Origin of the sequence: Halomonas sp. H2 (assembly GCF_050215315.1) — a bacterium.
Classification (GTDB): Bacteria; Pseudomonadota; Gammaproteobacteria; order Pseudomonadales; family Halomonadaceae; genus Vreelandella.
Window position 1 is genome coordinate 3,131,355 of the sequence record NZ_CP189760.1, and the last position, 25,995, is coordinate 3,157,349.

The following is a 25,995-nucleotide window of genomic DNA, read 5'->3' on the forward strand; positions in this document are numbered from 1 at the left end:
GCGAACGCTACAGGGCGTCCAGCGCATCGCTGAGCTTATCCACGGCGATCACGTCCATGCCCTTTGGCGCCTGCTTGGGCGCGTTAGCCCGCGGCACGATAGCACGCAGAAAACCGTGCTTGGCCGCTTCGGCAATGCGCTCCTGGCCACTGGGTACCGGACGTATCTCGCCCGATAGCCCAACCTCGCCAAAGACAACGAGCTCTTTAGGCAGTGCGCGGTTTTGTAGACTAGACACTACCGCCAGCAGTACCGCCAGATCGGCACTGGTTTCGAGTACTTTGACACCGCCGACGACGTTTAAGAATACGTCCTGGTCGCCGGTAAACAGGCCACCGTGGCGGTTAAGCACCGCCAGCAGCATGGCTAGACGGTTTTGGTCCACGCCGACAGCGACACGGCGTGGGTTGCCCAATGCGGACTCATCCACCAGCGCCTGTACCTCGACCAGGATTGGTCGTGTGCCTTCCCACACCACCATCACCAAACTACCCGGTGCCTGTTCCTCCTGGCGGGAAAGAAAGATCGCGCTGGGGTTTTTAACCTCTTTTAGGCCCTGCTCCAGCATCGCGAAGACGCCTAGCTCGTTGACGGCGCCAAAGCGGTTTTTCTGCCCCCGTAAGGTGCGAAAACGTGAGTCCGCGCCGCCCTCTAACAACAAGGAGGCGTCAATCATATGCTCAAGTACTTTAGGCCCCGCCAGGGTGCCATCTTTGGTCACGTGGCCTACCAGTAACAAGACGGTATTGGTCTTCTTGGCAAAGCGTGTCAGCGCGGCAGCTGACTCGCGCACCTGGGCTACGCCGCCGGGTGCCGAGCTAATATCTTCCAAATGCATGGTTTGGATAGAGTCGATCACCAAAATCTCAGGTTTCTCACGCTCAGACACCGCCAGAATGGTTTCCACGCTGGTCTCGGCCAGCATTTTCAAACCGTTGGTAGGTAGCTGTAGCCGATGGGCGCGCATGGCAACCTGGGAGAGTGACTCCTCCCCTGTGACATAGAGGATACGCCGCTGCTGGGCCAGCTTGCAGGCCGTTTGCAATAGCAGCGTTGACTTCCCCGCACCAGGGTTGCCCCCCAGCAGCACCGCCGAGCCGGGTACCAGCCCTCCGCCCAACACACGGTCAAACTCCGCAAAGGTGGAGCTCATGCGTGGCACTTCGCTGAGATCAACCTTGCCCAGATCGATGACTTCGCGCGAAAGATCTCCCGCATAGCCAGATCGGCCAGGGGCTGCGCCGCCACCGGGACGGGCGCTCGCTAAATGCACCTCGCTGAGGGTATTCCACTCTTGGCAACTGCTGCACTGCCCTTGCCATTTGCGATATTCGGCGCCGCACTCGGTGCATACAAAGGCGCTTTTGGCTTTGGCCACTGCCATTACACTCCCACTGTTGCTAGCGCTTTATGGCAACCTTCGCTGAGTTGCCGCAAGCACCTGATGACATAAACCGGTTTCACTACTGCCAGCGTTACGCTATTCGCCGCTACAAATACAAAAGGCGGCCAGTGGCCGCCTTTTGTACTGATCGCTAACGCCTTACTGGCGTTTTAGCTGCAGCATCTCACCATTTTCAAAACGGCGACGCTCTGGATCAATCAGCTCCAGCGTGCTCTGATCGATACGCATGAAGTAGTAGATTTGACCATCGCCATCGGGCGTCAGCTCGTAAACAGTGGCGTCCGGATCAGACGGCGTACCGGTCAGCACTTCCCAGTTACCCGCGTAGTTTTCATCGGGCGGGGTCTGAGGGTGGTTACGGTAGCTGGCATTCAGCGTGAAGGTGCGTTCTTCCGCTGGGCTCATCTCTTCACCCACCATCGTGACATCCAGATCGATACCATCGCAGTTACGGCAAGGCAGCGAACCCAGGTAATTTTGCTGTGCGACAGCCACCTCTTCCGGCTGCTGTTCCATTGGGCCGCTCGCACAACCAGCCAGCAGTGCCAACATAGCCGAACCGGCCAGCAAACTCTTAAGTTGCATAGAGTGTCTCCTTAATCTCGTGTTGGACATCACATTTATTACGCGCAGTTGTGACAGCATAACCTCTACAAGGTGCAACGCACACCCCTAGCAAGTCGAATGCTTGCGCTTAGTTAGTCTTCAAGCGACCATGGCATACCTTGCTAGGATAATCAGGTTACCTTCATGAGCCAATACTGGAGTCCGGCCGTTCGCGATCTTACGCCTTACGTGCCCGGTGAGCAGCCACGCGAGCGCGTGATTAAGCTCAATACCAATGAAAACCCTTACCCGCCAGCACCAGGTGTCGGTGAGGCGCTGCGCGATTACGCTACAGACCATCTGCGCCTCTATCCTGACCCCACCTCTGCAGCGCTGCGTGAAGCGTTAGCGGAGTCGTTTCAGGTAGCCAGCAGCCAAGTCTTTGTGGGCAATGGTTCCGATGAAGTGCTGGCGTTTGCCTTCCAGGCATTTTTCCGCCATGCCGCGCCACTCGACGTACCCACGATCACCTATAGTTTCTACCCCGTTTACGCCAACCTTTATGGTGTGGAGTTACGTAAGCATCCGCTCAATAAACAGTGGGAAGTCGATCTTGATGCGCTTGCGGCGGAAACCAGCCGCAGCGGCGTTATCTTTGCCAACCCAAATGCGCCGACGGGTCATGCACACTCGCTGGAAGCCATTGAAGCGCTGCTTAAACGGGTCACGGATCGTGTGGTGCTGGTAGATGAGGCATATGTCGACTTCGGTGCTGAGAGCGCTGTCGCGCTCATCGATCGCTATCCAAACCTATTAGTTACCGGCACGTTTTCCAAATCACGCAGTTTGGCAGGTTTACGGCTCGGCTACGCGGTAGGCTCAGAGGAGCTGATCGAGGGGCTGCTGCGGGTAAAAGACTCTTTTAACTCTTACCCTGTCGATAGTTTGGCAAGCTTAGTCGGCATCGCCGCGCTGAAAGATGGCGAACATTTTGAAGCGTCTCGCGAGCATGTTATTACCACCCGTGAGCGTACTCGCCAGCGCCTTGAAACGCTTGGGTTCGAGGTACTGCCGTCTAAGGCAAACTTTGTGCTTGTTCAGCATCCCGACTACGCAGGCGCGCAGTTATTTGCTGGCCTACGCGAACGCAGCATTCTGGTGCGCCATTTTAATACGTCAGAGCTCAACAACTTCCTGCGCATCACCATCGGCACCGATGATGAGATGGATAGCTTGATCGAAGCACTAGAGACGATCTGCGGATAGCCTTAGGGTGAGTGGTGAGTGGTGAGTGGTGAGTGGTGAGTGGTGAGTGGTGAGTCAGTGGAGTGTGAGGTTTCTATTCACGATTCACCCCTTACGCCTCACAAATATACTCCCCACGCATAAAAAAATCCCCCAGAGCGCAAGCCCTGGGGGATTTTTAGTATAAGTGCCTGACGATGACCTACTCTCGCATGGGGAGACCCCACACTACCATCGGCGCTAAGCGGTTTCACTGCTGAGTTCGGCAAGGGATCAGGTGGTTCACGCGTGCTATGGTCGTCAGGCGTAACGGTTAATGTACATCATGCTGTTTTGTGATCGTCTCATTGCTTGCCGCCCTGGCATTCTGTTGCTGGGGCCACACGCTGCGTATCCGGTTGTTTCATGTCACGTCATCATTTTGAGCAGACCCCTTGGGTGTTATAGGGTCAAGCCTCACGGGCCATTAGTACACGTTAGCTCAACGCCTTGCAGCGCTTCCACACCGTGCCTATCAACCAGCTGGTCTCGCTGGGCCCTTCAGGAGGCTCTAGGCCTCGGGGATGTCTCATCTTGAAGGGGGCTTCCCGCTTAGATGCTTTCAGCGGTTATCCCGTCCGACCATAGCTACCCGGCAATGCCACTGGCGTGACAACCGGAACACCAGAGGGTCGTCCACTCCGGTCCTCTCGTACTAGGAGCAGCCCTTCTCAAACATCCAACGCCCACGGCAGATAGGGACCGAACTGTCTCACGACGTTCTAAACCCAGCTCGCGTACCACTTTAAATGGCGAACAGCCATACCCTTGGGACCGACTTCAGCCCCAGGATGTGATGAGCCGACATCGAGGTGCCAAACACCGCCGTCGATGTGAACTCTTGGGCGGTATCAGCCTGTTATCCCCGGAGTACCTTTTATCCGTTGAGCGATGGCCCTTCCATACAGAACCACCGGATCACTAGAACCTGCTTTCGCACCTGCTCGACGTGTCTGTCTCGCAGTCAAGCACCCTTATGCTCTTGCACTCATTGCACGATGTCCGACCGTGCTGAGGGTACCTTCGTGCTCCTCCGTTACTCTTTAGGAGGAGACCGCCCCAGTCAAACTACCCACCACACACTGTCCTCGATCCGGATAACGGACCTGAGTGAGAACGCCAATGATGCCAGGCTGGTATTTCAAGGATGGCTCCCTCCGAACTGGCGTCCGGAGTTCAAAGCCTCCCAGCTATCCTACACAGGCAACATCAGCGTCCAGTGTGAAGCTATAGTAAAGGTTCACGGGGTCTTTCCGTCTAGCCGCGGGTACACCGCATCTTCACGGCGATTTCAATTTCACTGAGTCTCGGGTGGAGACAGCGTGGCCATCATTACGCCATTCGTGCAGGTCGGAACTTACCCGACAAGGAATTTCGCTACCTTAGGACCGTTATAGTTACGGCCGCCGTTTACCGGGGCTTCAATCAAGAGCTTCGCCTTGCGGCTAACACCATCATTTAACCTTCCGGCACCGGGCAGGCGTCACACCCTATACGTCCGCTTGCGCGTTAGCAGAGTGCTGTGTTTTTAATAAACAGTTGCAGCCACCTGGTATCTTCGACCGGTTCGGGCTAGGAGAGCAAGTCTCTTCACCCTACGCCGGCGTGCCTTCTCCCGAAGTTACGGCACCATTTTGCCTAGTTCCTTCACCCGAGTTCTCTCAAGCGCCTTGGGATTCTCACCCTGACCACCTGTGTCGGTTTGGGGTACGGTCGCACATGATCTGAAGCTTAGAGGCTTTTCCTGGAAGCGTGGCATCAGTGACTTCCTGACCGTGGTCAGTTCGTCTCACATCTCGGCTTTAAGCGTCCGGATTTACCTAAACACTCGGCCTACATGCTTTCACCAGGACTACCAACGCCTGGCTCACCTAGCCTTCTTCGTCCCCCCATCGCAACCATGTCCGGTACGGGAATATTGACCCGTTTCCCATCGACTACGCCTTTCGGCCTCGCCTTAGGGGCCGACTCACTCTGCTCCGATTAGCGTCGAACAGAAACCCTTGGTCTTCCGGCGAGGGCGTTTTTCACGCCCTTTATCGTTACTCATGTCAGCATTCGCACTCGTGATACCTCCAGCGAACTTCTCAATTCACCTTCATCGGCTTACACGACGCTCCTCTACCGCGCATCCCGAAGGATGCACCCGTAGCTTCGGTACCTGGTTTAGCCCCGTTACATCTTCCGCGCAGGCCGACTCGACTAGTGAGCTATTACGCTTTCTTTAAAGGATGGCTGCTTCTAAGCCAACCTCCTAGCTGTCTGAGCCTTCCCACATCGTTTCCCACTTAACCAGGATTTCGGGACCTTAGCTGACGGTCTGGGTTGTTTCCCTTTTCACGACGGACGTTAGCACCCGCCGTGTGTCTCCCACGCGTTACTCACCGGTATTCGGAGTTTGCCTCGGGTTGGTAAGTCGGGATGACCCCCTAGCCGAAACAGTGCTCTACCCCCGGCGGTACTGCATGAGGCGCTACCTAAATAGCTTTCGAGGAGAACCAGCTATCTCCGAGCTTGATTAGCCTTTCACTCCGATCCACAAGTCATCCAAATCTTTTTCAACAGATCCTGGTTCGGGCCTCCAGTTGATGTTACTCAACCTTCACCCTGCTCATGGATAGATCGCTCGGTTTCGGGTCTATATCCAGCGACTGTGTCGCCCAGTTAAGACTCGGTTTCCCTACGGCTCCCCTATACGGTTAACCTCGCCACTGAATATAAGTCGCTGACCCATTATACAAAAGGTACGCCGTCACGGAACAAGTCCGCTCCGACTGCTTGTACGCACACGGTTTCAGGATCTATTTCACTCCCCTCTCCGGGGTTCTTTTCGCCTTTCCCTCACGGTACTGGTTCACTATCGGTCAGCCAGGAGTATTTAGCCTTGGAGGATGGTCCCCCCGTCTTCAGTCAAGGTTTCTCGTGCCCCGACCTACTCGATTTCACATGTTCAGATTTTCGACTACGGGGCTATCACCCGCTACGGCCGCGCTTCCCAACGCATTCGCCTAATCAGTCACATGCTTAAGGGCTGGTCCCCGTTCGCTCGCCGCTACTAGGGGAATCTCGGTTGATTTCTTTTCCTCAGGGTACTTAGATGTTTCAGTTCCCCTGGTTCGCCTCGTACCCCTATGTATTCAGGGCACGATACTCATCTTATGATGAGTGGGTTTCCCCATTCAGAGATGTCCGGGTCACAGGTTGTTGCCACCTCACCGAACCTTATCGCAGGCTACCACGTCTTTCATCGCCTCTGGCTGCCTAGGCATCCACCGTGTGCGCTTCATTGCTTGACCCTATAACCCGAAGGAGTCTGGTCTCGCAATGATCACGTTTCATTGTGCCGGATACGCTGACGCGTATCACAATTTAAGAACCCTTCTTGCGAAGCGTTCTTGTCAGCATGATATACATTGTTAAAGAGCGACTGCTATAAGCAGTGATAAGCGTTCTTTCATATTAAAAAAGAAAAAGACCTTTAAGACCTTAAACGCTATTTTTTCTTTTTAACGTGAAAAAAACAGAGCCACTTATCACTGCGTATTAACAGCATTCTGATCAGGTAATTCATTGTGGACGCTTACTAACGTGTGACGCATCGTTTAAGGAGGTGATCCAGCCGCAGGTTCCCCTACGGCTACCTTGTTACGACTTCACCCCAGTCATGAACCACACCGTGGTGATCGCCCTCTTGCGTTAGGCTAACCACTTCTGGTGCAGTCCACTCCCATGGTGTGACGGGCGGTGTGTACAAGGCCCGGGAACGTATTCACCGTGACATTCTGATTCACGATTACTAGCGATTCCGACTTCACGGAGTCGAGTTGCAGACTCCGATCCGGACTGAGACCGGCTTTAAGGGATTCGCTGACTCTCGCGAGCTCGCTGCCCTTTGTACCGGCCATTGTAGCACGTGTGTAGCCCTACCCGTAAGGGCCATGATGACTTGACGTCGTCCCCACCTTCCTCCGGTTTGTCACCGGCAGTCTCCTTAGAGTTCCCGCCATTATGCGCTGGCAAATAAGGATAAGGGTTGCGCTCGTTACGGGACTTAACCCAACATTTCACAACACGAGCTGACGACAGCCATGCAGCACCTGTCTGACAGTTCCCGAAGGCACACCAAGATCTCTCTCGGCTTCTGTCGATGTCAAGGGTAGGTAAGGTTCTTCGCGTTGCATCGAATTAAACCACATGCTCCACCGCTTGTGCGGGCCCCCGTCAATTCATTTGAGTTTTAACCTTGCGGCCGTACTCCCCAGGCGGTCGACTTATCGCGTTAACTTCGCCACAAAGTGCGCTAGGCACCCAACGGCTGGTCGACATCGTTTACGGCGTGGACTACCAGGGTATCTAATCCTGTTTGCTACCCACGCTTTCGCACCTCAGTGTCAGTGTCAGTCCAGAAGGCCGCCTTCGCCACTGGTATTCCTCCCGATCTCTACGCATTTCACCGCTACACCGGGAATTCTACCTTCCTCTCCTGCACTCTAGCCTGACAGTTCCGGATGCCGTTCCCAGGTTGAGCCCGGGGCTTTCACAACCGGCTTATCAAGCCACCTACGCGCGCTTTACGCCCAGTAATTCCGATTAACGCTTGCACCCTCCGTATTACCGCGGCTGCTGGCACGGAGTTAGCCGGTGCTTCTTCTGCGAGTGATGTCTTTCCTAATGGGTATTAACCACTAGGCGTTCTTCCTCGCTGAAAGTGCTTTACAACCCGAGGGCCTTCTTCACACACGCGGCATGGCTGGATCAGGGTTGCCCCCATTGTCCAATATTCCCCACTGCTGCCTCCCGTAGGAGTTCGGGCCGTGTCTCAGTCCCGATGTGGCTGATCATCCTCTCAGACCAGCTACGGATCGCTGCCTTGGTGAGCCATTACCTCACCAACTAGCTAATCCGACATAGGCTCATCCAATAGCGGGAGCCGAAGCCCCCTTTCTCCCGTAGGACGTATGCGGTATTAGTCTGAGTTTCCCCAGGTTATCCCCCACTATCGGGCAGATTCCTATGCATTACTCACCCGTCCGCCGCTCGTCAGCGGGGTGCAAGCACCCCCTGTTACCGCTCGACTTGCATGTGTTAGGCCTGCCGCCAGCGTTCAATCTGAGCCATGATCAAACTCTTCAGTTTAAGATCTATGCGGTTCTTACCTGCCACTCGAAAGTGACAGAAGCGAACCAAACTTGGCTCAAGGTTCAAACGAATTCATTCAAAACAGATCCCAAAGGACGAATCCTTTAAAACCTTATTGCTTGAGTCGCTTGCCTTGATATTTGGTGATTTGTCACCAACATCAACAAGCGCCCACATGAATTACCTGATCAAATTGTTAAAGAGCTGTTTCGCTGTCTGGTTACTGTGAAAGCAACCGGGCGGCCGTTGAACTGGCTTGCCTCAGCGAGGAAGGCGTATTCTACGCAGTTCCTGGTGGTTGTCAACCGCTGTTTTAGCGACGGAAGCGAGCGATAGAACCTGCGCTAACTTCCTGACAAACCGAAGCTTTTACACTTCATTCACCGCTGGTAACGCTTGGCGTCCCCGGCAGCGGATGCGTACTTTACGGTTTCGCTACCGGGTTGGCAAGGGCTACTGTGAAAATAAATATAAAAACAGACTGAAAAGTTTAGCTCTTGGGTTTTGCTTTGCGCATAACGGCTAAAACAGGGCCTGAGGCTACATAGGCACCAAACAGCAATAACAGCATTACCGAGGGTTCTACCGAGATCATCACGAAAGCCAGCACGATGGCCAGTAGCACGACAAAAGGCACCGGCTTTTTAAAGTCGAGATCTTTGAAGCTGTAGTAGCGGATATTACTCACCATCAGCAGGCCTGCCGCCGCCACCACTACCAGCATCAGCAGCTTGAAACCAAAAGCATCGGCGTCAAAACTATGGAAGGTCCATACACTTGCCGCCACTAGCGCCGCTGCAGATGGGCTGGGCAAGCCGATGAACCACTTTTTATCGACACTACCGATCTGAACATTGAAGCGGGCAAGGCGAAGCGCCGCACAGGCAACATAAAGAAAGGCAACCACCCAGCCAGTTTTACCTATGTCTTGCAGAATCCAGGTAAAGGCGACTAAAGCGGGCGCCATACCGAATGAAATCATATCGGCCAGACTGTCGTACTCAGCACCAAACTCGCTTTGGGTATTGGTCATTCGTGCGACACGGCCATCCAAGCCATCCAGTACCATGGCAATAAAGATGGCGACAGCAGCCGAAGTAAACTCGCCATTAATGCCAGCCACCACCGCAAAGAACCCGGCAAAAAGCGCCGAAGTGGTAAATAAGTTAGGTAGTAAATAGATACCCCGGCGGCGAATCTTTTTACCGTCCTCTACGGTCTCCTCAACCACTTCAGTTTCACGCAAAAAGGCAGCCGCCAGATCTTCGTTGCCGCCCACTTCTGGCTGATCCGCACCGCCTGGTTGTTCAGCTTTATCTGGCTGATCAGCGCTTGAGTGCTCTTGATCGCGAGCGTCCTGTGTCATAGGTTTCATCCATTAAAAGTGAAGTCACGGGAACAGTGATCGCTTTCATTCTACACGGTGAGTGCGGCCCAGCCAGCCAATTGCACCCAGGGTTAGGCAAACATAAGCGTAAAAACGAACACCCATAAAGCTATCCATAAAAAATGCCGCCCCCATGAAAATCATGGAAGCGGCGCTTTTGCTTGCTTTAAAGCGTTGCACTTTCGGTACTTAGAGCGATAAAACCTTATCACCGCGGGCGATACCCGAAACCCCGGTACGCGCCACCTCTAGAATACCCACCGGCGCCATGGCCTGAAGGAAAGCATCCAATTTGCTCGTATCGCCAGTGATCTGCACGGTATACAGGCTTGGCGTGACATCGACGACCTGCGCGCGGAAAATATCCACCGTGCGCTTCACCTCATCACGGGCAGCACCTAGCGCTTTGACCTTCACCAGCATCAACTCGCGCTCGATATGGTTACCTTCGGTGAGATCCACCAGCTTGACCACATCGATCAGCTTATTGAGGTGCTTGGTGATCTGCTCAATCACCCGGTCATCGCCCACGGTGGTAACCGTTAAGCGCGACAGCGAAGGATCTTCAGTGGGCGCCACGTTAAGCGTTTCGATGTTGAAGTTACGCTGGGAGAACAGCCCGACTACACGTGACAGCGCGCCCGGCTCGTTTTCTAACAGAATCGAGATGATATGACGCATCAGGTACGCTCCGTTTTAGACAGCAGCATGTCGCGCATGGCACCTAACGGTACCTGCATTGGATAAACGTGCTCATGGGGATCGACCTTCACGTCAAGGAACACCAGCTCGTGCTTATCAGCAAACGCACGCTCTAGCGCAGGCTCCAACTCGTCAAGCGTATTGACGGTAATCGCGGTAAACCCATACGCCTCAATCAGCATATGGAAGTCAGGCAGCGACTCCATATAGGAGTGCGAGTGGCGTGACTTATAGTTCAAGTCCTGCCACTGACGCACCATGCCCAGCGATGCATTGTTGAGATTGACGATCTTGACGCCCACCCCGTACTGCTTACAGGTGGAGAGTTCCTGCATCATCATCTGGAAGCTGCCTTCACCGGTGACACACACGACGTCGTCATCCGGAAAGTTCTGTTTGATACCCATAGCAGCCGGAAAGCCAAAGCCCATGGTGCCCAAACCACCCGAAGTAATCAGTCGATTGGGTTTATCAAACTTGTAGTACTGAGCTGCGAACATCTGATGCTGACCAACGTCAGTCGTCACGTAGGCTTCGCCTCGAGTAACACGGCAAAGCGCTTCAACCACCTCCTGGGGCTTAAGCGCTTCACCTGACTTAGAAGACTCATAAAGCTTGCCTTCACGGTCTGCGCGCCAGCCGTCAATTCTCTGCCACCACTCGGTTAATGCTTCAGGATCCGCGATTTTATGCCCCTGCACCAAGCTGATCATCTCGTTGATAACGCTGGAAGCCGGGCCTACGATCGGCACATCGGCACGTACCGTTTTAGAGATCGAGCTTGGGTCGACGTCCACATGGATGATCTTGGCGGTCGGGCAGAACTTTGACGTGCTATTGGTCACGCGGTCATCAAAACGCGCCCCAATGGCAATGATTAGGTCAGCGTGATGCATGGCCATGTTGGATTCATAAGAACCGTGCATGCCCAGCCAACCCAAACACTGCCGGTCACTTTGGGGATACGCGCCGATACCCATCAGCGTGGTGGTAATCGGGTAACCTAGCTGTTTGACCAGATCGGTCAGGCCTTCGCTGGCTTTACCTGTGACCACACCACCGCCGGTATAAAACACCGGACGCTTAGCCTTGAGTATCATCTCAACGGCTTTTTTGATCTGCCCCGTGTGGCCTCGAGTAACCGGATTGTACGAGCGAAGCTTGACCTTTTTCGGGTAAACGTACTCGTAGCGTTCAGTTGGGGCGGTCATATCTTTAGGGATATCGACGACGACAGGACCAGGGCGACCTGTCGATGCCAAGTAGAACGCCTTTTTGAGCACTTCCGGGATTTCAGACGGGTGACGGATCGCGAAGCTATGCTTCACGATCGGGCGCGTCACGCCGATAATATCCGTCTCCTGGAAAGCGTCTTCGCCAATTAAGTGACTCGCCACCTGTCCACACAGCACCACCATCGGGATTGAGTCCATATAGGCGGTGGCGATGCCGGTAACGGCGTTGGTGGCACCAGGACCTGAAGTGACCAGCACGCAGCCCGCTTTACCCGAAGCACGGGCATAGCCATCGGCAGCGTGAGTGGCCGCTTGCTCGTGACGCACCAGAATGTGCTTCACTTTGTCCTGGCGGAAGAGCGCATCGTAAATATGCAGCGCTGCACCACCGGGGTAACCATAAATGTATTCGATGCCCTCATCTTGCAAGAAGCGGGCGATCATATCTGCGCCGGAAAGCAGTTCCACTGTATTTCTCCCCTAGAGGTCTCGAGTGCGATCCGTACCCATTTTGGCACGGTGTCGAGTGCGGCGGTATGCCGCTGCCGGCCGATGCCGGCACCTGATGCCAAACCCTGGCATACGGCCCGGTTAGGGCCTGCACTCTTATCACGGCAGTTCGCCGTGTCGGGGCGTTGGCCAGGTTGGGCGGTTAGCCCAAACCCGGAAGTCCTTCGGCGGGTAGAGGCTTTCGCCTACCCTTCGCGCGGGATTAGGGGTTGCCCATTGAGTCCGCGCCCGCAAATCAGGAACCAATAAGATTCCATTAGCGCCCTCAGCCTGTCAACCTTCTATCAGAGCAAACGCAACAAACGTCGCAGAAAGCCATAAAAAAAGCCCCGCCAGTAACGCTAACGGGGCTTTTTCCCAATTCAATTGCGCGAAGTGGTAGCGTCAATTATGAGCTAAACACCAGCTTGCCGTCTTGCGCAGTGATATGAATGGTATCACCCGGGGCAAATTTACCCCCCAGCAGGTCTTGCGCCAGCGGGTTTTCGATACGGCTCTGAATCGCCCGCTTGAGGGGCCGCGCGCCATACACTGGGTCAAAACCCACCACCGCCAGTTGTGCCATGGCTTCAGGGCTAACCTCTAGCTGCAGGTCATGTTCGGCAAGGCGTAATTTCAAGCGCTCCAGTTGAATACCAGCAATCGCCTGAATCTGCTCTTGACCCAGCGCATGGAACACCACCACTTCGTCGATGCGGTTAATCAGCTCGGGCCGGAAGTGGTTACCCACTACCTCCATGACCATGTTTTTCATTGCCTCATAGTCGCTGTCTTTATCAGCACTAACGTCTCCGCCCATACGCTGGATAATGTCCGACCCCATGTTGGAGGTCATCACAATCACGGTATTACGGAAGTCCACCGTGCGGCCCTGACCATCGGTTAAGCGGCCATCTTCCAAAACCTGCAGCAAAATATTGAAGACATCCGGGTGGGCTTTCTCCACCTCATCCAGCAACAGCACCGAGTAGGGTTTGCGGCGCACGGCTTCGGTTAAATAGCCGCCCTCTTCGTAGCCTACATAGCCAGGAGGCGCGCCGATTAAACGAGCTACGGAGTGTTTTTCCATAAACTCGGACATATCGATACGCACCATCGCCTCTTCGGTATCGAACAGGAAGTTGGCCAGTGACTTACACAGCTCCGTTTTACCCACCCCGGTAGGGCCGAGGAATAGGAATGAGCCGTTGGGACGATTGGGATCAGAGAGCCCGGCCCGTGAGCGGCGTACCGCGTTAGCCACCGCCTCGACGGCTTCATCCTGGCCAATCACCCGTTCGTGCAACGCCTCTTCCATGCGCAGCAGCTTGTCGCGCTCGCCTTCGAGCATTTTAGAGACCGGAATACCTGTCCAGCGCGAGACAACCTCAGCAATCTCCTCTTCGGTAACATTGGAGCGCAGCAATTGGTGGCTCGAGGTATCCGCTTCGCCTTCACCGCTTTCGGCAATTTTCTTTTCAATCTCAGGAATCTTGCCGTACTGAATCTCCGACATACGCCCCAAATCGCCTTGGCGACGGGCTTGCTCAAGGTCAAGCCGAGCTTGTTCCAAATCGGCCTTAAACTGAGCCGCGCCTTGAATGCTGGCCTTTTCAGCTTTCCAGATTTCATCAAGATCCGCGTATTCGCGCTCTAATTCGTGAATCTGATTATTGAGTGCTTCCAGGCGTTTTTTGGTCGCTTCATCGGTCTCTTTCTTAAGCGCCTCGCGCTCCATTTTGAGCTGGATCAGGCGTCGATCAAGGCGATCCATCTCCTCTGGCTTGGAGTCCAGCTCCATACGGATACGCGAGGCAGCCTCATCGATTAAATCGATGGCTTTATCGGGCAACTGGCGATCGGTGATATAGCGGGTGGAGAGCTTAGCCGCCGCGATAATAGCGGAGTCGGTAATATCCACGCCGTGGTGAACTTCGTAGCGCTCTTTCAAGCCGCGTAGAATTGCCACGGTGTCCTCTTCGGAAGGCTCATCTACCAACACCTTTTGGAAGCGCCGCTCTAACGCGGCGTCTTTCTCAATGTACTTGCGGTATTCATCGAGGGTGGTCGCCCCCACGCAGTGCAGCTCGCCACGCGCCAGGGCAGGCTTGAGCATATTGCCCGCATCCATGGCACCTTCGGCTTTGCCCGCGCCGACCATGGTATGCAGCTCGTCGATAAACAGGATCACCCGGCCCTCTTCCTGGGAGAGCTCTTTGAGCACGGCTTTTAGGCGCTCTTCAAACTCGCCGCGAAACTTGGCACCGGCAAGCAGCGAGCCCATATCCAGCGACAGCACACGTTTATCTTTTAAGCCTTCCGGCACTTCACCGTTAACGATGCGCTGGGCCAAGCCTTCGACAATGGCGGTTTTACCCACGCCCGGCTCGCCGATTAATACCGGGTTATTTTTAGTACGCCGCTGCAGCACTTGGATGGTGCGACGAATCTCATCGTCACGGCCAATCACCGGGTCGAGCTTGCCGTCCAGCGCGCGCTGGGTGAGGTCCATGGTGTATTTATTCAGCGCTTCGCGCTGATCTTCAGCGTTGGCATCGTCGACGGTGGCACCGCCGCGCAGGCTGTTAATGGCCGCCTCAAGGGATTTACGGTTAATGCCCGCTTCTTTAAGCAGTTTGGTTATGGCGCTATTCATTTCCAGCGCCGCCAATAGCACCAACTCACTGGCGATAAACTGGTCGCCGCGCTTTTGCGCTTCGCGATCGGTTAAGTTGAAAAGCTTGATGAAATCCCGCGATGGCTGCACTTCGCCGTCAAACTGCCCCACCTTGGGCAGGTTCTCCAACTGCTGCATTAAACCATCGCGCAGGCGCGAAGGGCTGCCCTCAGCTTTTTCAATCAGGGCTTTAATACCGGTGTCTTTGGTGTCGAGCAGGGCAAGCAGCAAATGGGCGGGGTCTAGCTGATTATGCCCGCGCCCCACGGCCAGCGACTGCGCCTCGGCAATGGCACTCTGGAGCTTGGCGGTAAATTTATCAAAACGCATGGAATTCCTCCTGGGGTAGCCGTGCGTTTAGACGCACCGCGTGACCCGATAACGTGTCATTAGACGTGCTAATCACGGTTAGCTTGACAAGTTAAATGGCGTCAATTCCGCACTTTTCAAGAGGTGAGCAGCTAAAGCAGTGGTTTAGTTGATCCAAATCACACTGGCCATTCGACCGGTTTTGCCGCCATCGCGACGGTAGGAGTAAAAGCGCGACTCGCAGGCGGTGCAGAAGTGGCCGCCGCTGATCTGGTTAACGCCTAAGGCCTCCAAGCGAAAGCGTGCCAAGCGATACAGATCGGCCATGTAATGGCCTAAGCGATAAGGGCTGTGGTCAAAGGCCTCTGCGGTTTCAGGGTGCACCGCCACAAAAGCACCGTAAACCTCAGGGCCAACCTCGAACTGAGCGTTGGAAATCGCGGGCCCCAGCCACACCAGAATGTCATCGGGATCAGTCTTCATTGCCGCAATAGTGGCTTCTAATACGCCGCCCGCCAAACCGCGCCAACCGGCATGGGCAACGGCCACCTGGGTACCTGCGCGGTTGCAAAACATTACCGGCAGGCAGTCGGCGGTAAGTACTACGCAAGCGTACTCATTAGAGGTGGCAATTGCCGCGTCCGCGTCGGCGGCGTCAGGCTGATAACCCTGCTGCACCCGTGCGCCATGGGTTTGGTTCAGCCACAGCAAGGGCCGCTCATCGCCAATTTCCTTGTGCAGCAAACGACGGCACAGCGCGACATGATCAGCATTATCGCCCACATGTAAGGCCGTGTTAAAGGCGGCAAAATCACCCTGGCTAGGCCCCGATTCACGGGTAGTGACAAAGGCGCGCACGCTATCCGGTGCAGGCCAGTCAGGCACTAAAAGCGTGGGCTGTAAATTAATGGCGTCGCTCATCGCATGGTCTCATTATCTTCGCGCAGGTAATCCAGCAACATTAACAAATCATCAGGAAGATCTGCCTGAAAGGTTAACGTTTCACCACTGACCGGATGCTTGAAAATTAATTTACGCGCATGCAAAGCCTGACGCGGAAACTCACGCAGGATCTCTTTCAATGGCCCAGCGGCACCCGGCGGTAGCTTGGCGCGGCCGCCGTACACGGGATCACCAATTAAGGGGAGTCGAGCATGCGCCATGTGCACACGGATTTGGTGGGTGCGCCCGGTTTCCAGCTTACAGCGTACGTGGGTATGAGCACGGAACCGTTCTACCACGCGGAAATGGGTAATCGCAGGCTTGCCCGAGGTAGTCACCGCCTGACGTTTACGATCTTTAGGATGACGGCCAATGGGCGCGTCAATGGTACTACCCGACACCGGTTTGCCAATCACCACCGCATCGTACTGGCGTGACACGCTGCGCGCCTGCATCTGCTCGACTAGCACGGTTTGCGCAGGCAGCGTTTTGGCTACCATCATCAAGCCGGTGGTGTCTTTGTCCAAGCGGTGCACGATGCCCGCCCGGGGCACTTCGGCAATCGCTGGGTGATGATGCAGTAACGCATTCAGCAGCGTGCCATCCGGATTACCCGCAGCGGGATGAACTACCATGCCAGCGGCTTTATTAATCACCATCATCGCGTCGTCTTCATAGACGATATCTAGCGCAATATCTTGCGCCACAAAACGCGTATCGTCTTCAATGGTGGCCTGAAGCACCAACACTTCATAGCCATGCAGCTTGGCTTTCGGCTTGGATTGAGCGCCATCGACCGTTAATTCACCGGCGTTAATCCACGCTTTTAAGCGTTCACGGGAGTAATCGCTGAACAACTCAGCCGCCGCTTGGTCTAACCGAGCGCCAGCCAGCGTGGTGGGGACGCGCTGCGTGTCTTCAACTATACGAGACATGAAAAACCTATTAGAGACATGGAAAAGTAAGCGTTGGCGACACCTGACGAAACGTCGCTAAACCTGCGTTTTAAGCCGAGGTGTTTTATAGTGGGCGGACTGTGACCTATTCTACCATTTCTACTTATGGCCATCGCCGCTTTTTGGTGATTGAGGCTTGTTTGCAACGAGGATGATGATGCGCGTTTTTTCAGCTGCCAACCGCTTTGGTGCTCTAGCCCTAAGCCTTGCCCTTCTAGCGGGCTGCGCAAGTAACGATACCAGCGAAGAAGAAGAAGAAAATGAATTTGCTGGGGTTCAAGAGCGCGAGCTCTATGAATTGGCCCGCACGGCTCTGGACAGCAACCGCTATCCGATTGCAATCGAGCGCTTAGAAGCGCTCGATACGCGCTATCCGTTTGGGGCGCACGCTGAGCAGGCACAGCTTGAGCTGGTCTATGCCTACTATGAAAACAGCAATTGGGAAGAAGCTCGGGCAGCGGCTAGCCGCTTTATTCGCCTACATCCTGACCACCCGCAAGTGGACTATGCCTACTACCTGCGTGGCCTTTCCGCATGGCAGGCGGGGCGCTTCAGCCTAGAGCGGCTACGCCTGATCGATATTTCCAAACGTGATGTGGGGGCTTCGCGGGATGCTTACAATGACTTCCGCGAGCTGATTCAGCGTTATCCGCAGAGTGAATACGCCGCTGACGCCCAGCAGCGCATCGTCTACCTGCGTGAGCTAATGGCCCGCCATGAGCTCCACGTCGCCGATTACTACCTACGCCGTGGCGCTTACCTAGCAGCGGTTGAGCGCGGCCGCTGGGTGATCGAAAACTACCCTGAATCCAGCGCCACTCGGGATGCACTAGCCACCATGGTAGAAGGTTACCAAGGCCTAGAAATGGATGACCGCGCGAGTGAAGTGCTAGCAGCGCTGCGTGAGAACGCGCCAAACCATGAGCAGTTACAGGGCAGTCGTTTTATTCCCAAGCATTTAGGCCGTAGCGACTAAAACACCCCGATGTGTTGTGTCGATTAAAAAACCACGCTGATGCGTGGTTTTTTTAATCTACTTTTTCGGTAGGTTTTAGGTAAATTTCAGGTAGTTGCGGTCGACTTCTAGTCGCCGGGCTGCCAGCCATTGACGATCGGGTAACGACGGTCGCGGCCAAAACCGCGCGGGGTCACACGTACACCGATGGGTGCCTGGCGGCGTTTGTACTCGCAGCGGTCAACAAGCGTCACCACTTTATAAACGTCGTCAGCATCAAAACCGCTGGCGATGATCGCTTCAGCGCTCATATCGCCTTCGATATAGCTCAATAGGATAGCGTCGAGGGTGTCGTAATCAGGCAAAGAGTCGCTATCTTGCTGATCAGGCGCTAGCTCGGCACTCGGTGGGCGCTCAATCACCCGCTCAGGAATGGCGAGCGATTGCGTGTTACGCCAGCGCGCCAGACGATATACCCAGGTTTTATAAACGTCTTTAATGGCATTAAAACCGCCCACCATATCGCCATACAGCGTGGCATAGCCCACCGCCATTTCACTCTTGTTACCGGTAGTCAGCACCATCAAGCCTTTCTTATTCGAGATCGCCATCAGCAGCACGCCGCGACAGCGCGACTGCAGGTTCTCTTCGGTGGTACCCCTTTCGGTGCCCGCAAAGCTCGCCGCCAGCGTACCCATAAAGGCTTCGACCATAGGCTCAATCGGCATGATGTCGTAGTGCACACCCAGCAGTTCTGCCTGCTCTGCAGCGTCCTGTTTGGAGATATCCGCAGTGTAGTGGTAAGGCATCATCACCGCCTGCACCCGCTGAGGGCCCAGCGCGTCAACCGCAATGGCCAATGAGAGCGCTGAGTCGATACCGCCTGAAAGCCCTAGCACTACGCCGTCAAAACCGCTCTTGTTGACATAATCGCGCAGACCGGTCACTAGCGCGCAGTACAGACTCTCTTCCGGTTCTACTTCGGGGTCAATCTCGCCAGGCTGGGGTTCCCAGACGGTCGCACTGGTTTGCAAAAACTGAACGGGCATCAGGCCCACCTGCCAATACGGCGCCAGCACCTGTATCTGCCCGCTGGCGTTAACGCAGCAGGAGCCGCCGTCAAATACCAACTCATCCTGACCACCAATAGTATTCACATACACAATGGGGCGGTTAACGTCCTGGGCGTGCTGCTCCAATAAACGCAGTCGTTCGGTAGGCTTGTCTTGATGGTAAGGCGAGGCATTTAAGGTGATCAGAATCTCAGCGCCTGCGGCCGTGGCGGCTCTAACCGGTGCGCCGTCCCATAAGTCTTCGCAGATCAATAGGCCCAGCTTGGCGCCCTTATGCTCATAGACAAACGGCTCGGTGCCGGGGGTAAAGTAGCGCTGCTCATCGAACACTTGGTAGTTAGGCAGCGACTGCTTGGCGTACTCGCCCTCCCATTGGCCGTTATAAAGCACCCCCGCCAAGTTGTAGCAGCTTCCTTCGCGAACGCCGGGATAGCCAATAATGACCAGCACATCGCGGGCAATTTTCGAGGCCATCAGGGCACGGGCCTCGCGCAGCCGGGTCTCCATTGAGGCACGCAGTAGCAAGTCTTCCGGCGGGTAGCCCGACAAAAAAAGCTCTGGAAAGACAACAATATCGGCCCCGTGCTCAATGCGAGCTTCGCGCACGGCCTCAATGGCGCGTGCAGCGTTGCCGGGAATATCCCCGACCAGAGGATCAAGTTGGGCCATTACCAGCGTTAAGTCTTGCATGGGCGTCAAAATCTCTTGAGAATCTTTAGAATAGGGTTACACCGTCATACATGCATTGTCCCGCAAGGGCCACCAACTGGCAAAGGCCGTGCGGTACTCACAACGCCTAATTCCCTACTTCGGGGGCAAAAAAAGGATGAACCTCTTGATCATTCGGCTGATTATCTTCGCCGTTATATTTTATGCCGGTTTAAAGCTTTACGGCATTTACCGGCAACGCAAGCTTGAGCATGACGAAAAAAGTAAAACAATCAACCGCCATGAGGGCGGCAAAATGGTGCGCTGCCGCTGGTGCGATGTTCACGTACCTGAAGATGAAGCACTACGCGACCAGCAACAGTGGTTCTGCTCTAGCGCCCATCGCGACCGTTTTCTGCAAGAGCAGCAGGATAAAGACGGCACACTTTAAGGCTGTGTGAGTCGCTCTGGAGTAGCTTGATAAGGCGCTGGATCAATCAGCGCCTCACGCCCCAGCAACTGGTCCACCAGCAAATGGGTCGAAGCCGGCGCCAATACCAAGCCGTTACGATAGTGCCCGGCATTAACAAACACGTTAGGCCACTCCTGAAGCGCGCCAATAAACGGGATGCCCTGTGGGGACCCAGGCCGTAGCCCAGCCCACTGATGCGCCACCGGGCACGTCGCCAAGGCAGGCAAAATAGCTTCTGCACTCTGCTTTAACGATGCCAGCGCTGCTGCGTCAGTGGTCTTATCAAACCCGGCCTCCTCTAGCGTCGAGCCAACTAATAACAAACCATCTGCACGCGGAATAATATAGCGACCATCCTTTAGCACCACGCGCTGAACGAGGCCTTTGGGCGCCTGGTAAGCGATCATCTGTCCTTTAACCGGCCTTACCGGTAAGTGTACATCTAACTGCGCTAGCAGCTGTGCGGCCCAAGCCCCACCGCACACCACGATACGCCCCGCCTTTAGTGGCCCCTGGGACGTCATCACGCCCTCAACGACTCCCTCTCGTTTACCAGCTGCATGAATAAAACCACTAACCTCGCACTGCTCCCACAACGTTACCTGGGGCATCGCGGCTAGCCGTGCCTTCAACGCCTTGGCTAACCGTGGGTTGCGCATGCTGCCCAGCGTCGGCATCCACAGCGCGCTGTCACTCGCCATCGCCACACCGGGCTCTTTAGCGTGGACGAAATCCGCGCCTACTCGCTCTAGCGGCTTGCCCAACTGGCGTGCCCACTGCAACGCCTTGTCGGCATCGCCCACATTAAGGTAGAGCAGCCCTTTTTGGCGATACTCAGGGTCAATACCGGTCTCTTCCAACAATCGCAAAGCCAACGAGGGGTAAACGCCTTCCGACCAGCGAGATAATTGCGATATCGCAGCGCCGTATCGCCAGGGATAAAGCGGCGAAACAATGCCGCCACCGGCCCAGGAAGCCTCTTTACCGCACTCGCCACGCTCGACCAGCGTCACTTGCTGCCCGGCATCGGCTAACTGCAGCGCCGTCATCATGCCGATCACGCCGCCGCCAATAATTAGGAAATCGCTCACAAAATTGTCCGTTTTGGCTTACATAAAAAATAGTCGTCGTCGCCTAAGGTGACTGAATAACTAATCAATCGTGGTCATTACGACGGACAGTGAGCATAGCGCGGGCGGTGACAGGGTCAAGCGAGGAGAGGCAATGAACGGTTGCCATAACAAATCACGCACCAGGCATGAAGGCGGGTTTACGCTACTTGAACTACTGGTCACGCTGCTGCTGTTGGGGATAGTGGCGGTGATGGGGCTACCCAGTTTCCAAGCACTCGGTGAGCGGACCGCTCAAGCCAGTGAAATCAATCGATTACAAAGTGCGTTCTCGCTAGCGCGCAACACGGCGATCAGCCAACGTCGTCAGGTTACACTTTGCCCGGCCACAAAGGATCACAAGGCCTGCCAGGATGATTGGAGTAGAGCGCTGATCATTGTGCGAGGAGATGAGATACAAGACATAGCCAAAGAGGATATTCTACGCGTAATACCTGACGGGCAAAGAACACAAGTGACCTACAGCCGCGGCTGGTCGCGAATACGCTACAACTCGCTCGGCTATACCAGCGGCTACAACGGTAGCTTCAGCGTTTGCTCCGGCAACAGCACCGAAGGATCGCAAGGTAAAAAACTGGTGCTTAGCCAGCTGGGGCGTTTGCGCATAGATGAAGCGCCTATCGATTGTTAATCATTAGACGCTGCAACCCATAACGAACGTTACCCGGCAATACCGTCTAAATAGCGCTCAGCATCTAGTGCCGCCATGCAGCCACTGCCCGCCGAGGTAACCGCTTGCCGATAAATGTGATCCATCACATCGCCGCAGGCAAACACGCCTGGCACGCTTGTCGCAGTGGCGTTGCCTTCCAAGCCTGAAGTCACTTTGATATAGCCGCCGTTCATTGCCAACTGGCCTTCAAAGATGCCCGTATTAGGGCTATGGCCAATGGCAATAAATAGCCCTGGCGCATGAATCTCTTTGCTGGAACCATCTTGGGTGGATTTAACCCGAATGCCCGTCACGCCCGAGTTATCGCCGAGCACCTCTTCGACTTCCTGGAACCACTCAAGCGCGATTTTGCCTGCCTCAACTTTTTCAAATAGCTTATCTTGGAGTATTTTTTCCGCCCGCAGCGTGTCGCGGCGGTGTACCAGGGTGACTTTGGAGGCGATATTGGAAAGATACAACGCCTCTTCCACAGCGGTATTACCGCCGCCCACGACAATGACTTCCTGGTTGCGGTAGAAAAAACCATCGCAGGTAGCACAGGCCGAAACCCCCTGGCCCATAAACTGCTGCTCGGTGGGCAGGCCCAGGTAACGCGCGCTGGCACCGGTGGCCACGATCAAGGCATCGCAGGTATAAACACCGCTATCACCCTTTAAAGTAAAGGGTTTTTCGCCTAGGCTAACCTCATTGATATGGTCAAACAGCACTTCGGTATTAAAGCGCTCCGCGTGCTGTTTCATACGCTCCATTAATTCAGGACCTTGGACACCCTCCGCGTCGCCTGGCCAATTATCCACATCGGTTGTGGTGGTCAGCTGGCCACCCGCCTGAATACCGGTAATCAGCAGCGGCTTTAGGTTTGCCCGTGCGGCGTAAACAGCAGCCGTATAGCCTGCGGGGCCGGATCCAAGAATAATCAAACGCTCATGACGAGTTTCCATGACACCACCTTGTAAAGATTTGACTGATAGCTTTGTCGATAGCTGTGTAAATAGCTTTATAAAAAATTAGCCACAGAGTCTGCCTGAAATGGTGCCAAGTACAAGCTATTGCAAGGTTTCGTCTAGGCTATTAGACGAACAAGCCTTGAAAGCGGCTGTGCAAAGACGCATGTATTCTTACCATGGTAAGCCATACTAGAAAGCAAGACCGTGACCGTCACGCCTAGTGAGTGTTAAGTCACTAAGCACCCCGCAATAAGAGGAGAGTGGCATGAGCAAGATACCCGATACGCTGAGCACCCTAGCGGTTGGCAGTAAAACGTATCACTACTACAGCCTGCCCCAAGCGGCCGAGGCACTCGGCAATATTGACCGGCTGCCCAAAACGCTCAAGATTCTACTCGAAAACCAGCTGCGCTTCGCCGACGACGAGAGCGTAGACCAAAAAGACATGCAGGCCCTGGTCGACTGGCAGGGCGAAGGTAAATCCAGCCGTGAAATTGGCTACCGCCCGGCGCGTGTGTTGATGCAAGATTTCACTGGTGTCCCCGGCGTGGTGGATTTAGCCTCCATGCGCGCTGCGGTAGAAAGCCTGGGTGAAGACCCGGCCAAGATCAACCCGCTCTCCCCCGTTGACCTGGTCATCGACCACTCAGTTATGGTCGATAAGTTCGGCAGCCCGGCGGCGTTCCAAGAGAACGTCGATATTGAAATGCAGCGCAACCGCGAACGCTACGAGTTCCTGCGCTGGGGTCAGCAGGCGTTTGATAACTTCAGCGTTGTGCCACCCGGCACCGGTATTTGCCACCAGGTCAACCTGGAGTACCTGGGCAGAACGGTGTGGACCAAAGACGCAGACGGCCAAACCTTCGCCTACCCCGACACCCTCGTCGGCACTGACTCACACACCACCATGATCAACGGCCTGGGCGTACTCGGCTGGGGTGTTGGCGGTATCGAAGCCGAAGCGGCCATGCTTGGCCAGCCGGTATCGATGCTGATCCCTGAAGTCATTGGCTTCAAATTAACCGGTAAACTGCGCGAAGGCATTACCGCCACTGACCTGGTACTTACCGTAACCGAGATGCTGCGTAAAAAAGGCGTGGTAGGTAAGTTCGTTGAGTTCTACGGCGACGGCCTAAAAGATCTGCCGCTGGCGGATCGCGCCACCATCGCCAATATGGCCCCTGAGTACGGCGCCACCTGCGGTTTCTTCCCGGTCGATGACGAAACGCTGAACTACATGCGCCTAACCGGACGTGAAGATGAACAGGTCGCGTTGGTCGAAGCTTACAGCAAAGCTCAAGGGCTATGGCGCGAACCCAGCGATGAGCCGATCTTCACCGATGCGCTGGAACTGGACATGACCGAGGTAGAGGCCAGCCTTGCCGGCCCCAAACGCCCGCAGGATCGCGTGGCGCTGAAAGACATGGCGGCAGCCTTTGACAAGTTTATGCAGGAAGACGTCAACGCGGATGCCAGCGCCAAGGGACAACTCTCTTCTGAAGGCGGCCAAACCGCGGTAGGCGTTGAGCGCAGCTTCAAACACGACACCAGTCAAAACGTTAAAGTTGATAAGCACGACTTCAGCCTTGACCCCGGTGCGGTAGTGATTGCGGCGATTACCTCGTGCACCAACACCTCCAACCCCAGCGTGATGATGGCGGCGGGTTTACTGGCGCGCAAAGCGCGTGAAAAAGGCTTGATCACCCAACCGTGGGTAAAAACCTCGCTCGCGCCGGGCTCAAAGGTAGTCACCGATTACCTTGCAGCCGCCGGGCTCGATGACGATTTGAATGCCCTAGGCTTTAACCTTGTCGGCTACGGCTGCACCACCTGCATCGGTAACTCTGGGCCACTGCAGGATGAGATCGAACAGGCCATTAACGATGGCGATCTTGCCGTCGCCTCGGTACTTTCTGGTAACCGTAACTTTGAAGGCCGCGTTCATCCGCTGGTAAAAACCAACTGGCTCGCTTCACCGCCCCTGGTGGTGGCTTATGCCCTGGCGGGTAACGTTCAGCGTGACCTAACCCAGGAGCCGATTGGTAAGGGCAGTGACGGCGAACCGGTCTACCTAAAAGACATTTGGCCCAGCCAAGCCGAGATTGCCAGCGCCGTTGAGAAAGTCAATACCGCCATGTTCCGCAAAGAGTACGGCGCGGTATTTGAGGGTGACGACGTCTGGAAAGCGATCGACGTTTCAGAAAGCAAAGTCTACCAGTGGCCTGAATCGACATATATTCAGCACCCGCCTTTCTTTGAAGGCATGGGTCGCGAGCCGGACGCCATCGAAGACGTACACAGCGCCCGCGTGCTGGCGATGCTAGGCGACTCAGTCACTACCGACCACATTTCCCCAGCCGGTTCCATCAAGCCCGACAGCCCCGCCGGGCGCTACCTGCAAGAGCATGGCGTTAAGCCGGTCGACTTCAACTCCTACGGCTCACGCCGGGGTAACCACGAAGTCATGATGCGCGGCACCTTTGCCAACGTGCGGATCAAAAATGAGATGCTCGATGGCGTAGTTGGCGGCGAGACACGCCACGTACCCAGCGGCGAGCAGATGGCTATTTACGATGCGGCCATGAAGTACAAAGAGGAAGGCAAACCGCTAGTGGTAATTGCCGGCAAAGAGTACGGCACCGGCTCCTCGCGGGATTGGGCGGCCAAAGGTACCCGTTTGCTCGGCGTTCGCGCGGTAATTGCCGAATCCTTTGAGCGCATTCACCGCTCCAACCTGATCGGCATGGGCGTTGTACCGCTGCAGTTTGTCGAAGGCGAAAGCCGTCAAACGTTGGGATTAACCGGGGATGAAGAGATTTCGATTGCCGGATTAAGCGACCTGTCGCCCGGCGGCACGGTAAAAGTGGTAATCAAAAACGCCGATGGAGAACGTAGCGTTGATGCCAAGTGCCGAATTGATACGGTAAACGAGCTGGCTTACTACCGCCACGGTGGTATCCTTCATTACGTGCTGCGCAAGATGATCGGCGCAGCCTAGAGGTAAAGCCTTACCAATGCTTGCATGC

The 25,995-nt window shown here is 55.2% G+C and carries 16 protein-coding genes and 3 rRNA genes; 5 read left to right on the forward strand and 14 right to left on the reverse strand.

The annotated features are described in order from the left end of the window. Positions 1 to 7: 7 nt before the first annotated feature. Positions 8 to 1,378, reverse strand: coding sequence for a DNA repair protein RadA (gene radA, locus ACQE2I_RS14575; RefSeq protein WP_427031485.1), 1,371 nt, complete (start codon positions 1,376 to 1,378; stop codon positions 8 to 10). Positions 1,379 to 1,543: 165 nt separating this feature from the next. Then, complete coding sequence (locus ACQE2I_RS14580; protein ID WP_427028770.1) at positions 1,544 to 1,990, reverse strand: copper resistance protein NlpE N-terminal domain-containing protein; 447 nt, start codon at positions 1,988 to 1,990, stop codon at positions 1,544 to 1,546. 165 nt (positions 1,991 to 2,155) lie between these two features. Between ACQE2I_RS14580 and hisC the strand changes: the two genes are divergently transcribed. Then, positions 2,156 to 3,217, forward strand: coding sequence for a histidinol-phosphate transaminase (hisC, locus tag ACQE2I_RS14585; RefSeq protein ID WP_427028771.1), 1,062 nt, complete (start codon positions 2,156 to 2,158; stop codon positions 3,215 to 3,217). Positions 3,218 to 3,385: 168 nt separating this feature from the next. Here hisC and rrf read toward each other — a convergent pair. The 9 genes from rrf to rluD all read right to left on the reverse strand — a co-directional run bounded on the left by rrf (position 3,386) and on the right by rluD (position 17,050). Beyond that, positions 3,386 to 3,501 (reverse strand): 5S ribosomal RNA (gene rrf / locus ACQE2I_RS14590). Between the two features lie 140 nt (positions 3,502 to 3,641). After that, positions 3,642 to 6,531 (reverse strand): 23S ribosomal RNA (locus ACQE2I_RS14595). Between the two features lie 307 nt (positions 6,532 to 6,838). Continuing rightward, positions 6,839 to 8,371, reverse strand: a 16S ribosomal RNA gene (locus ACQE2I_RS14600). The 16S, 23S and 5S rRNA genes sit together here, the layout of an rRNA operon. 493 nt (positions 8,372 to 8,864) lie before the next feature. Continuing rightward, a complete protein-coding gene (pssA, locus tag ACQE2I_RS14605) occupies positions 8,865 to 9,740 on the reverse strand; it encodes a CDP-diacylglycerol--serine O-phosphatidyltransferase (RefSeq protein ID WP_427028772.1) in 876 nt (291 codons plus the stop codon). Between the two features lie 210 nt (positions 9,741 to 9,950). After that, positions 9,951 to 10,442 carry an acetolactate synthase small subunit gene (ilvN, locus tag ACQE2I_RS14610; RefSeq protein WP_427028773.1) on the reverse strand — a complete coding sequence of 164 codons (492 nt, stop codon included), beginning with the start codon at positions 10,440 to 10,442 and terminating at the stop codon, positions 9,951 to 9,953. Further along, positions 10,442 to 12,166 carry an acetolactate synthase 3 large subunit gene (locus ACQE2I_RS14615; protein WP_427028774.1) on the reverse strand — a complete coding sequence of 575 codons (1,725 nt, stop codon included), beginning with the start codon at positions 12,164 to 12,166 and terminating at the stop codon, positions 10,442 to 10,444. Before ACQE2I_RS14615 ends, ilvN begins: the two co-directional genes overlap by 1 nt. Before the next feature lie 430 nt (positions 12,167 to 12,596). Next, on the reverse strand, positions 12,597 to 15,194 hold the full coding sequence (clpB, locus tag ACQE2I_RS14620) for an ATP-dependent chaperone ClpB (protein ID WP_427028775.1): 2,598 nt from the start codon (positions 15,192 to 15,194) through the stop codon (positions 12,597 to 12,599). Positions 15,195 to 15,338: 144 nt separating this feature from the next. Next, a complete protein-coding gene (gene pgeF, locus ACQE2I_RS14625) occupies positions 15,339 to 16,094 on the reverse strand; it encodes a peptidoglycan editing factor PgeF (RefSeq protein ID WP_427028776.1) in 756 nt (251 codons plus the stop codon). Beyond that, entirely contained in the window at positions 16,091 to 17,050 is a 960-nt protein-coding gene (gene rluD / locus ACQE2I_RS14630; protein ID WP_427028778.1) for a 23S rRNA pseudouridine(1911/1915/1917) synthase RluD, read from the reverse strand. The genes pgeF and rluD overlap by 4 nt, the downstream gene beginning before the upstream one ends. Positions 17,051 to 17,228: 178 nt before the next feature. Here rluD and ACQE2I_RS14635 point away from each other — a divergent pair, with 178 nt between their 5' ends. Next, complete coding sequence (locus ACQE2I_RS14635) at positions 17,229 to 18,047, forward strand: outer membrane protein assembly factor BamD (protein ID WP_427028779.1); 819 nt, start codon at positions 17,229 to 17,231, stop codon at positions 18,045 to 18,047. A 107-nt stretch (positions 18,048 to 18,154) separates the two neighbouring features. Here ACQE2I_RS14635 and ACQE2I_RS14640 read toward each other — a convergent pair whose 3' ends face one another. Further along, positions 18,155 to 19,789, reverse strand: a complete 1,635-nt coding sequence (locus ACQE2I_RS14640) for an NAD+ synthase (protein WP_427028780.1) — start codon at positions 19,787 to 19,789, stop codon at positions 18,155 to 18,157. A gap of 136 nt (positions 19,790 to 19,925) precedes the next feature. On the opposite strand from ACQE2I_RS14640, the gene ACQE2I_RS14645 reads away from it, so the two are divergent. Then, the gene (locus tag ACQE2I_RS14645; RefSeq protein WP_427028781.1) at positions 19,926 to 20,198 is read left to right on the forward strand and encodes a PP0621 family protein; all 273 of its coding nucleotides are present in this window, start codon (positions 19,926 to 19,928) and stop codon (positions 20,196 to 20,198) included. Here the strand turns inward: ACQE2I_RS14645 and thiO are convergent. After that, complete coding sequence (gene thiO, locus ACQE2I_RS14650; protein ID WP_427028782.1) at positions 20,195 to 21,310, reverse strand: glycine oxidase ThiO; 1,116 nt, start codon at positions 21,308 to 21,310, stop codon at positions 20,195 to 20,197. The genes ACQE2I_RS14645 and thiO overlap by 4 nt on opposite strands. Positions 21,311 to 21,443: 133 nt before the next feature. Between thiO and ACQE2I_RS14655 the strand changes: the two genes are divergently transcribed. Next, positions 21,444 to 21,980 (forward strand): GspH/FimT family pseudopilin, encoded by a 537-nt coding sequence (locus ACQE2I_RS14655; RefSeq protein WP_427028783.1) that lies wholly within the window; start codon positions 21,444 to 21,446, stop codon positions 21,978 to 21,980. A gap of 29 nt (positions 21,981 to 22,009) precedes the next feature. Here ACQE2I_RS14655 and trxB read toward each other — a convergent pair whose 3' ends face one another. Further along, positions 22,010 to 22,963 (reverse strand): thioredoxin-disulfide reductase, encoded by a 954-nt coding sequence (gene trxB, locus ACQE2I_RS14660; protein ID WP_427028784.1) that lies wholly within the window; start codon positions 22,961 to 22,963, stop codon positions 22,010 to 22,012. 271 nt (positions 22,964 to 23,234) lie between these two features. On the opposite strand from trxB, the gene acnA reads away from it, so the two are divergent. Next, positions 23,235 to 25,967: an aconitate hydratase AcnA gene (gene acnA / locus ACQE2I_RS14665; protein ID WP_427028785.1), complete on the forward strand. Its 2,733-nt coding sequence runs from the start codon at positions 23,235 to 23,237 to the stop codon at positions 25,965 to 25,967. The last annotated feature ends 28 nt before the right edge of the window (positions 25,968 to 25,995 follow it).

Excerpts from the sequence above, each read along its gene's own strand:
- ACQE2I_RS14640 (WP_427028780.1), bottom strand. The coding sequence starts at position 19,789 with ATGCAAGACTTAACGCTGGTAATGGCCCAACTTGATCCTCTGGTCGGG.
- ACQE2I_RS14580 (WP_427028770.1), bottom strand. The coding sequence starts at position 1,990 with ATGCAACTTAAGAGTTTGCTGGCCGGTTCGGCTATGTTGGCACTGCTG.
- pgeF (WP_427028776.1), bottom strand. The coding sequence starts at position 16,094 with ATGAGCGACGCCATTAATTTACAGCCCACGCTTTTAGTGCCTGACTGG.
- ACQE2I_RS14635 (WP_427028779.1), top strand. The coding sequence starts at position 17,229 with ATGCGCGTTTTTTCAGCTGCCAACCGCTTTGGTGCTCTAGCCCTAAGC.
- hisC (WP_427028771.1), top strand. The coding sequence starts at position 2,156 with ATGAGCCAATACTGGAGTCCGGCCGTTCGCGATCTTACGCCTTACGTG.
- trxB (WP_427028784.1), bottom strand. The coding sequence starts at position 22,963 with ATGGAAACTCGTCATGAGCGTTTGATTATTCTTGGATCCGGCCCCGCA.
- ACQE2I_RS14655 (WP_427028783.1), top strand. The coding sequence starts at position 21,444 with ATGAACGGTTGCCATAACAAATCACGCACCAGGCATGAAGGCGGGTTT.
- rluD (WP_427028778.1), bottom strand. The coding sequence starts at position 17,050 with ATGTCTCGTATAGTTGAAGACACGCAGCGCGTCCCCACCACGCTGGCT.
- ilvN (WP_427028773.1), bottom strand. The coding sequence starts at position 10,442 with ATGCGTCATATCATCTCGATTCTGTTAGAAAACGAGCCGGGCGCGCTG.
- ACQE2I_RS14645 (WP_427028781.1), top strand. The coding sequence starts at position 19,926 with ATGAACCTCTTGATCATTCGGCTGATTATCTTCGCCGTTATATTTTAT.
- clpB (WP_427028775.1), bottom strand. The coding sequence starts at position 15,194 with ATGCGTTTTGATAAATTTACCGCCAAGCTCCAGAGTGCCATTGCCGAG.
- pssA (WP_427028772.1), bottom strand. The coding sequence starts at position 9,740 with ATGACACAGGACGCTCGCGATCAAGAGCACTCAAGCGCTGATCAGCCA.
- acnA (WP_427028785.1), top strand. The coding sequence starts at position 23,235 with ATGAGCAAGATACCCGATACGCTGAGCACCCTAGCGGTTGGCAGTAAA.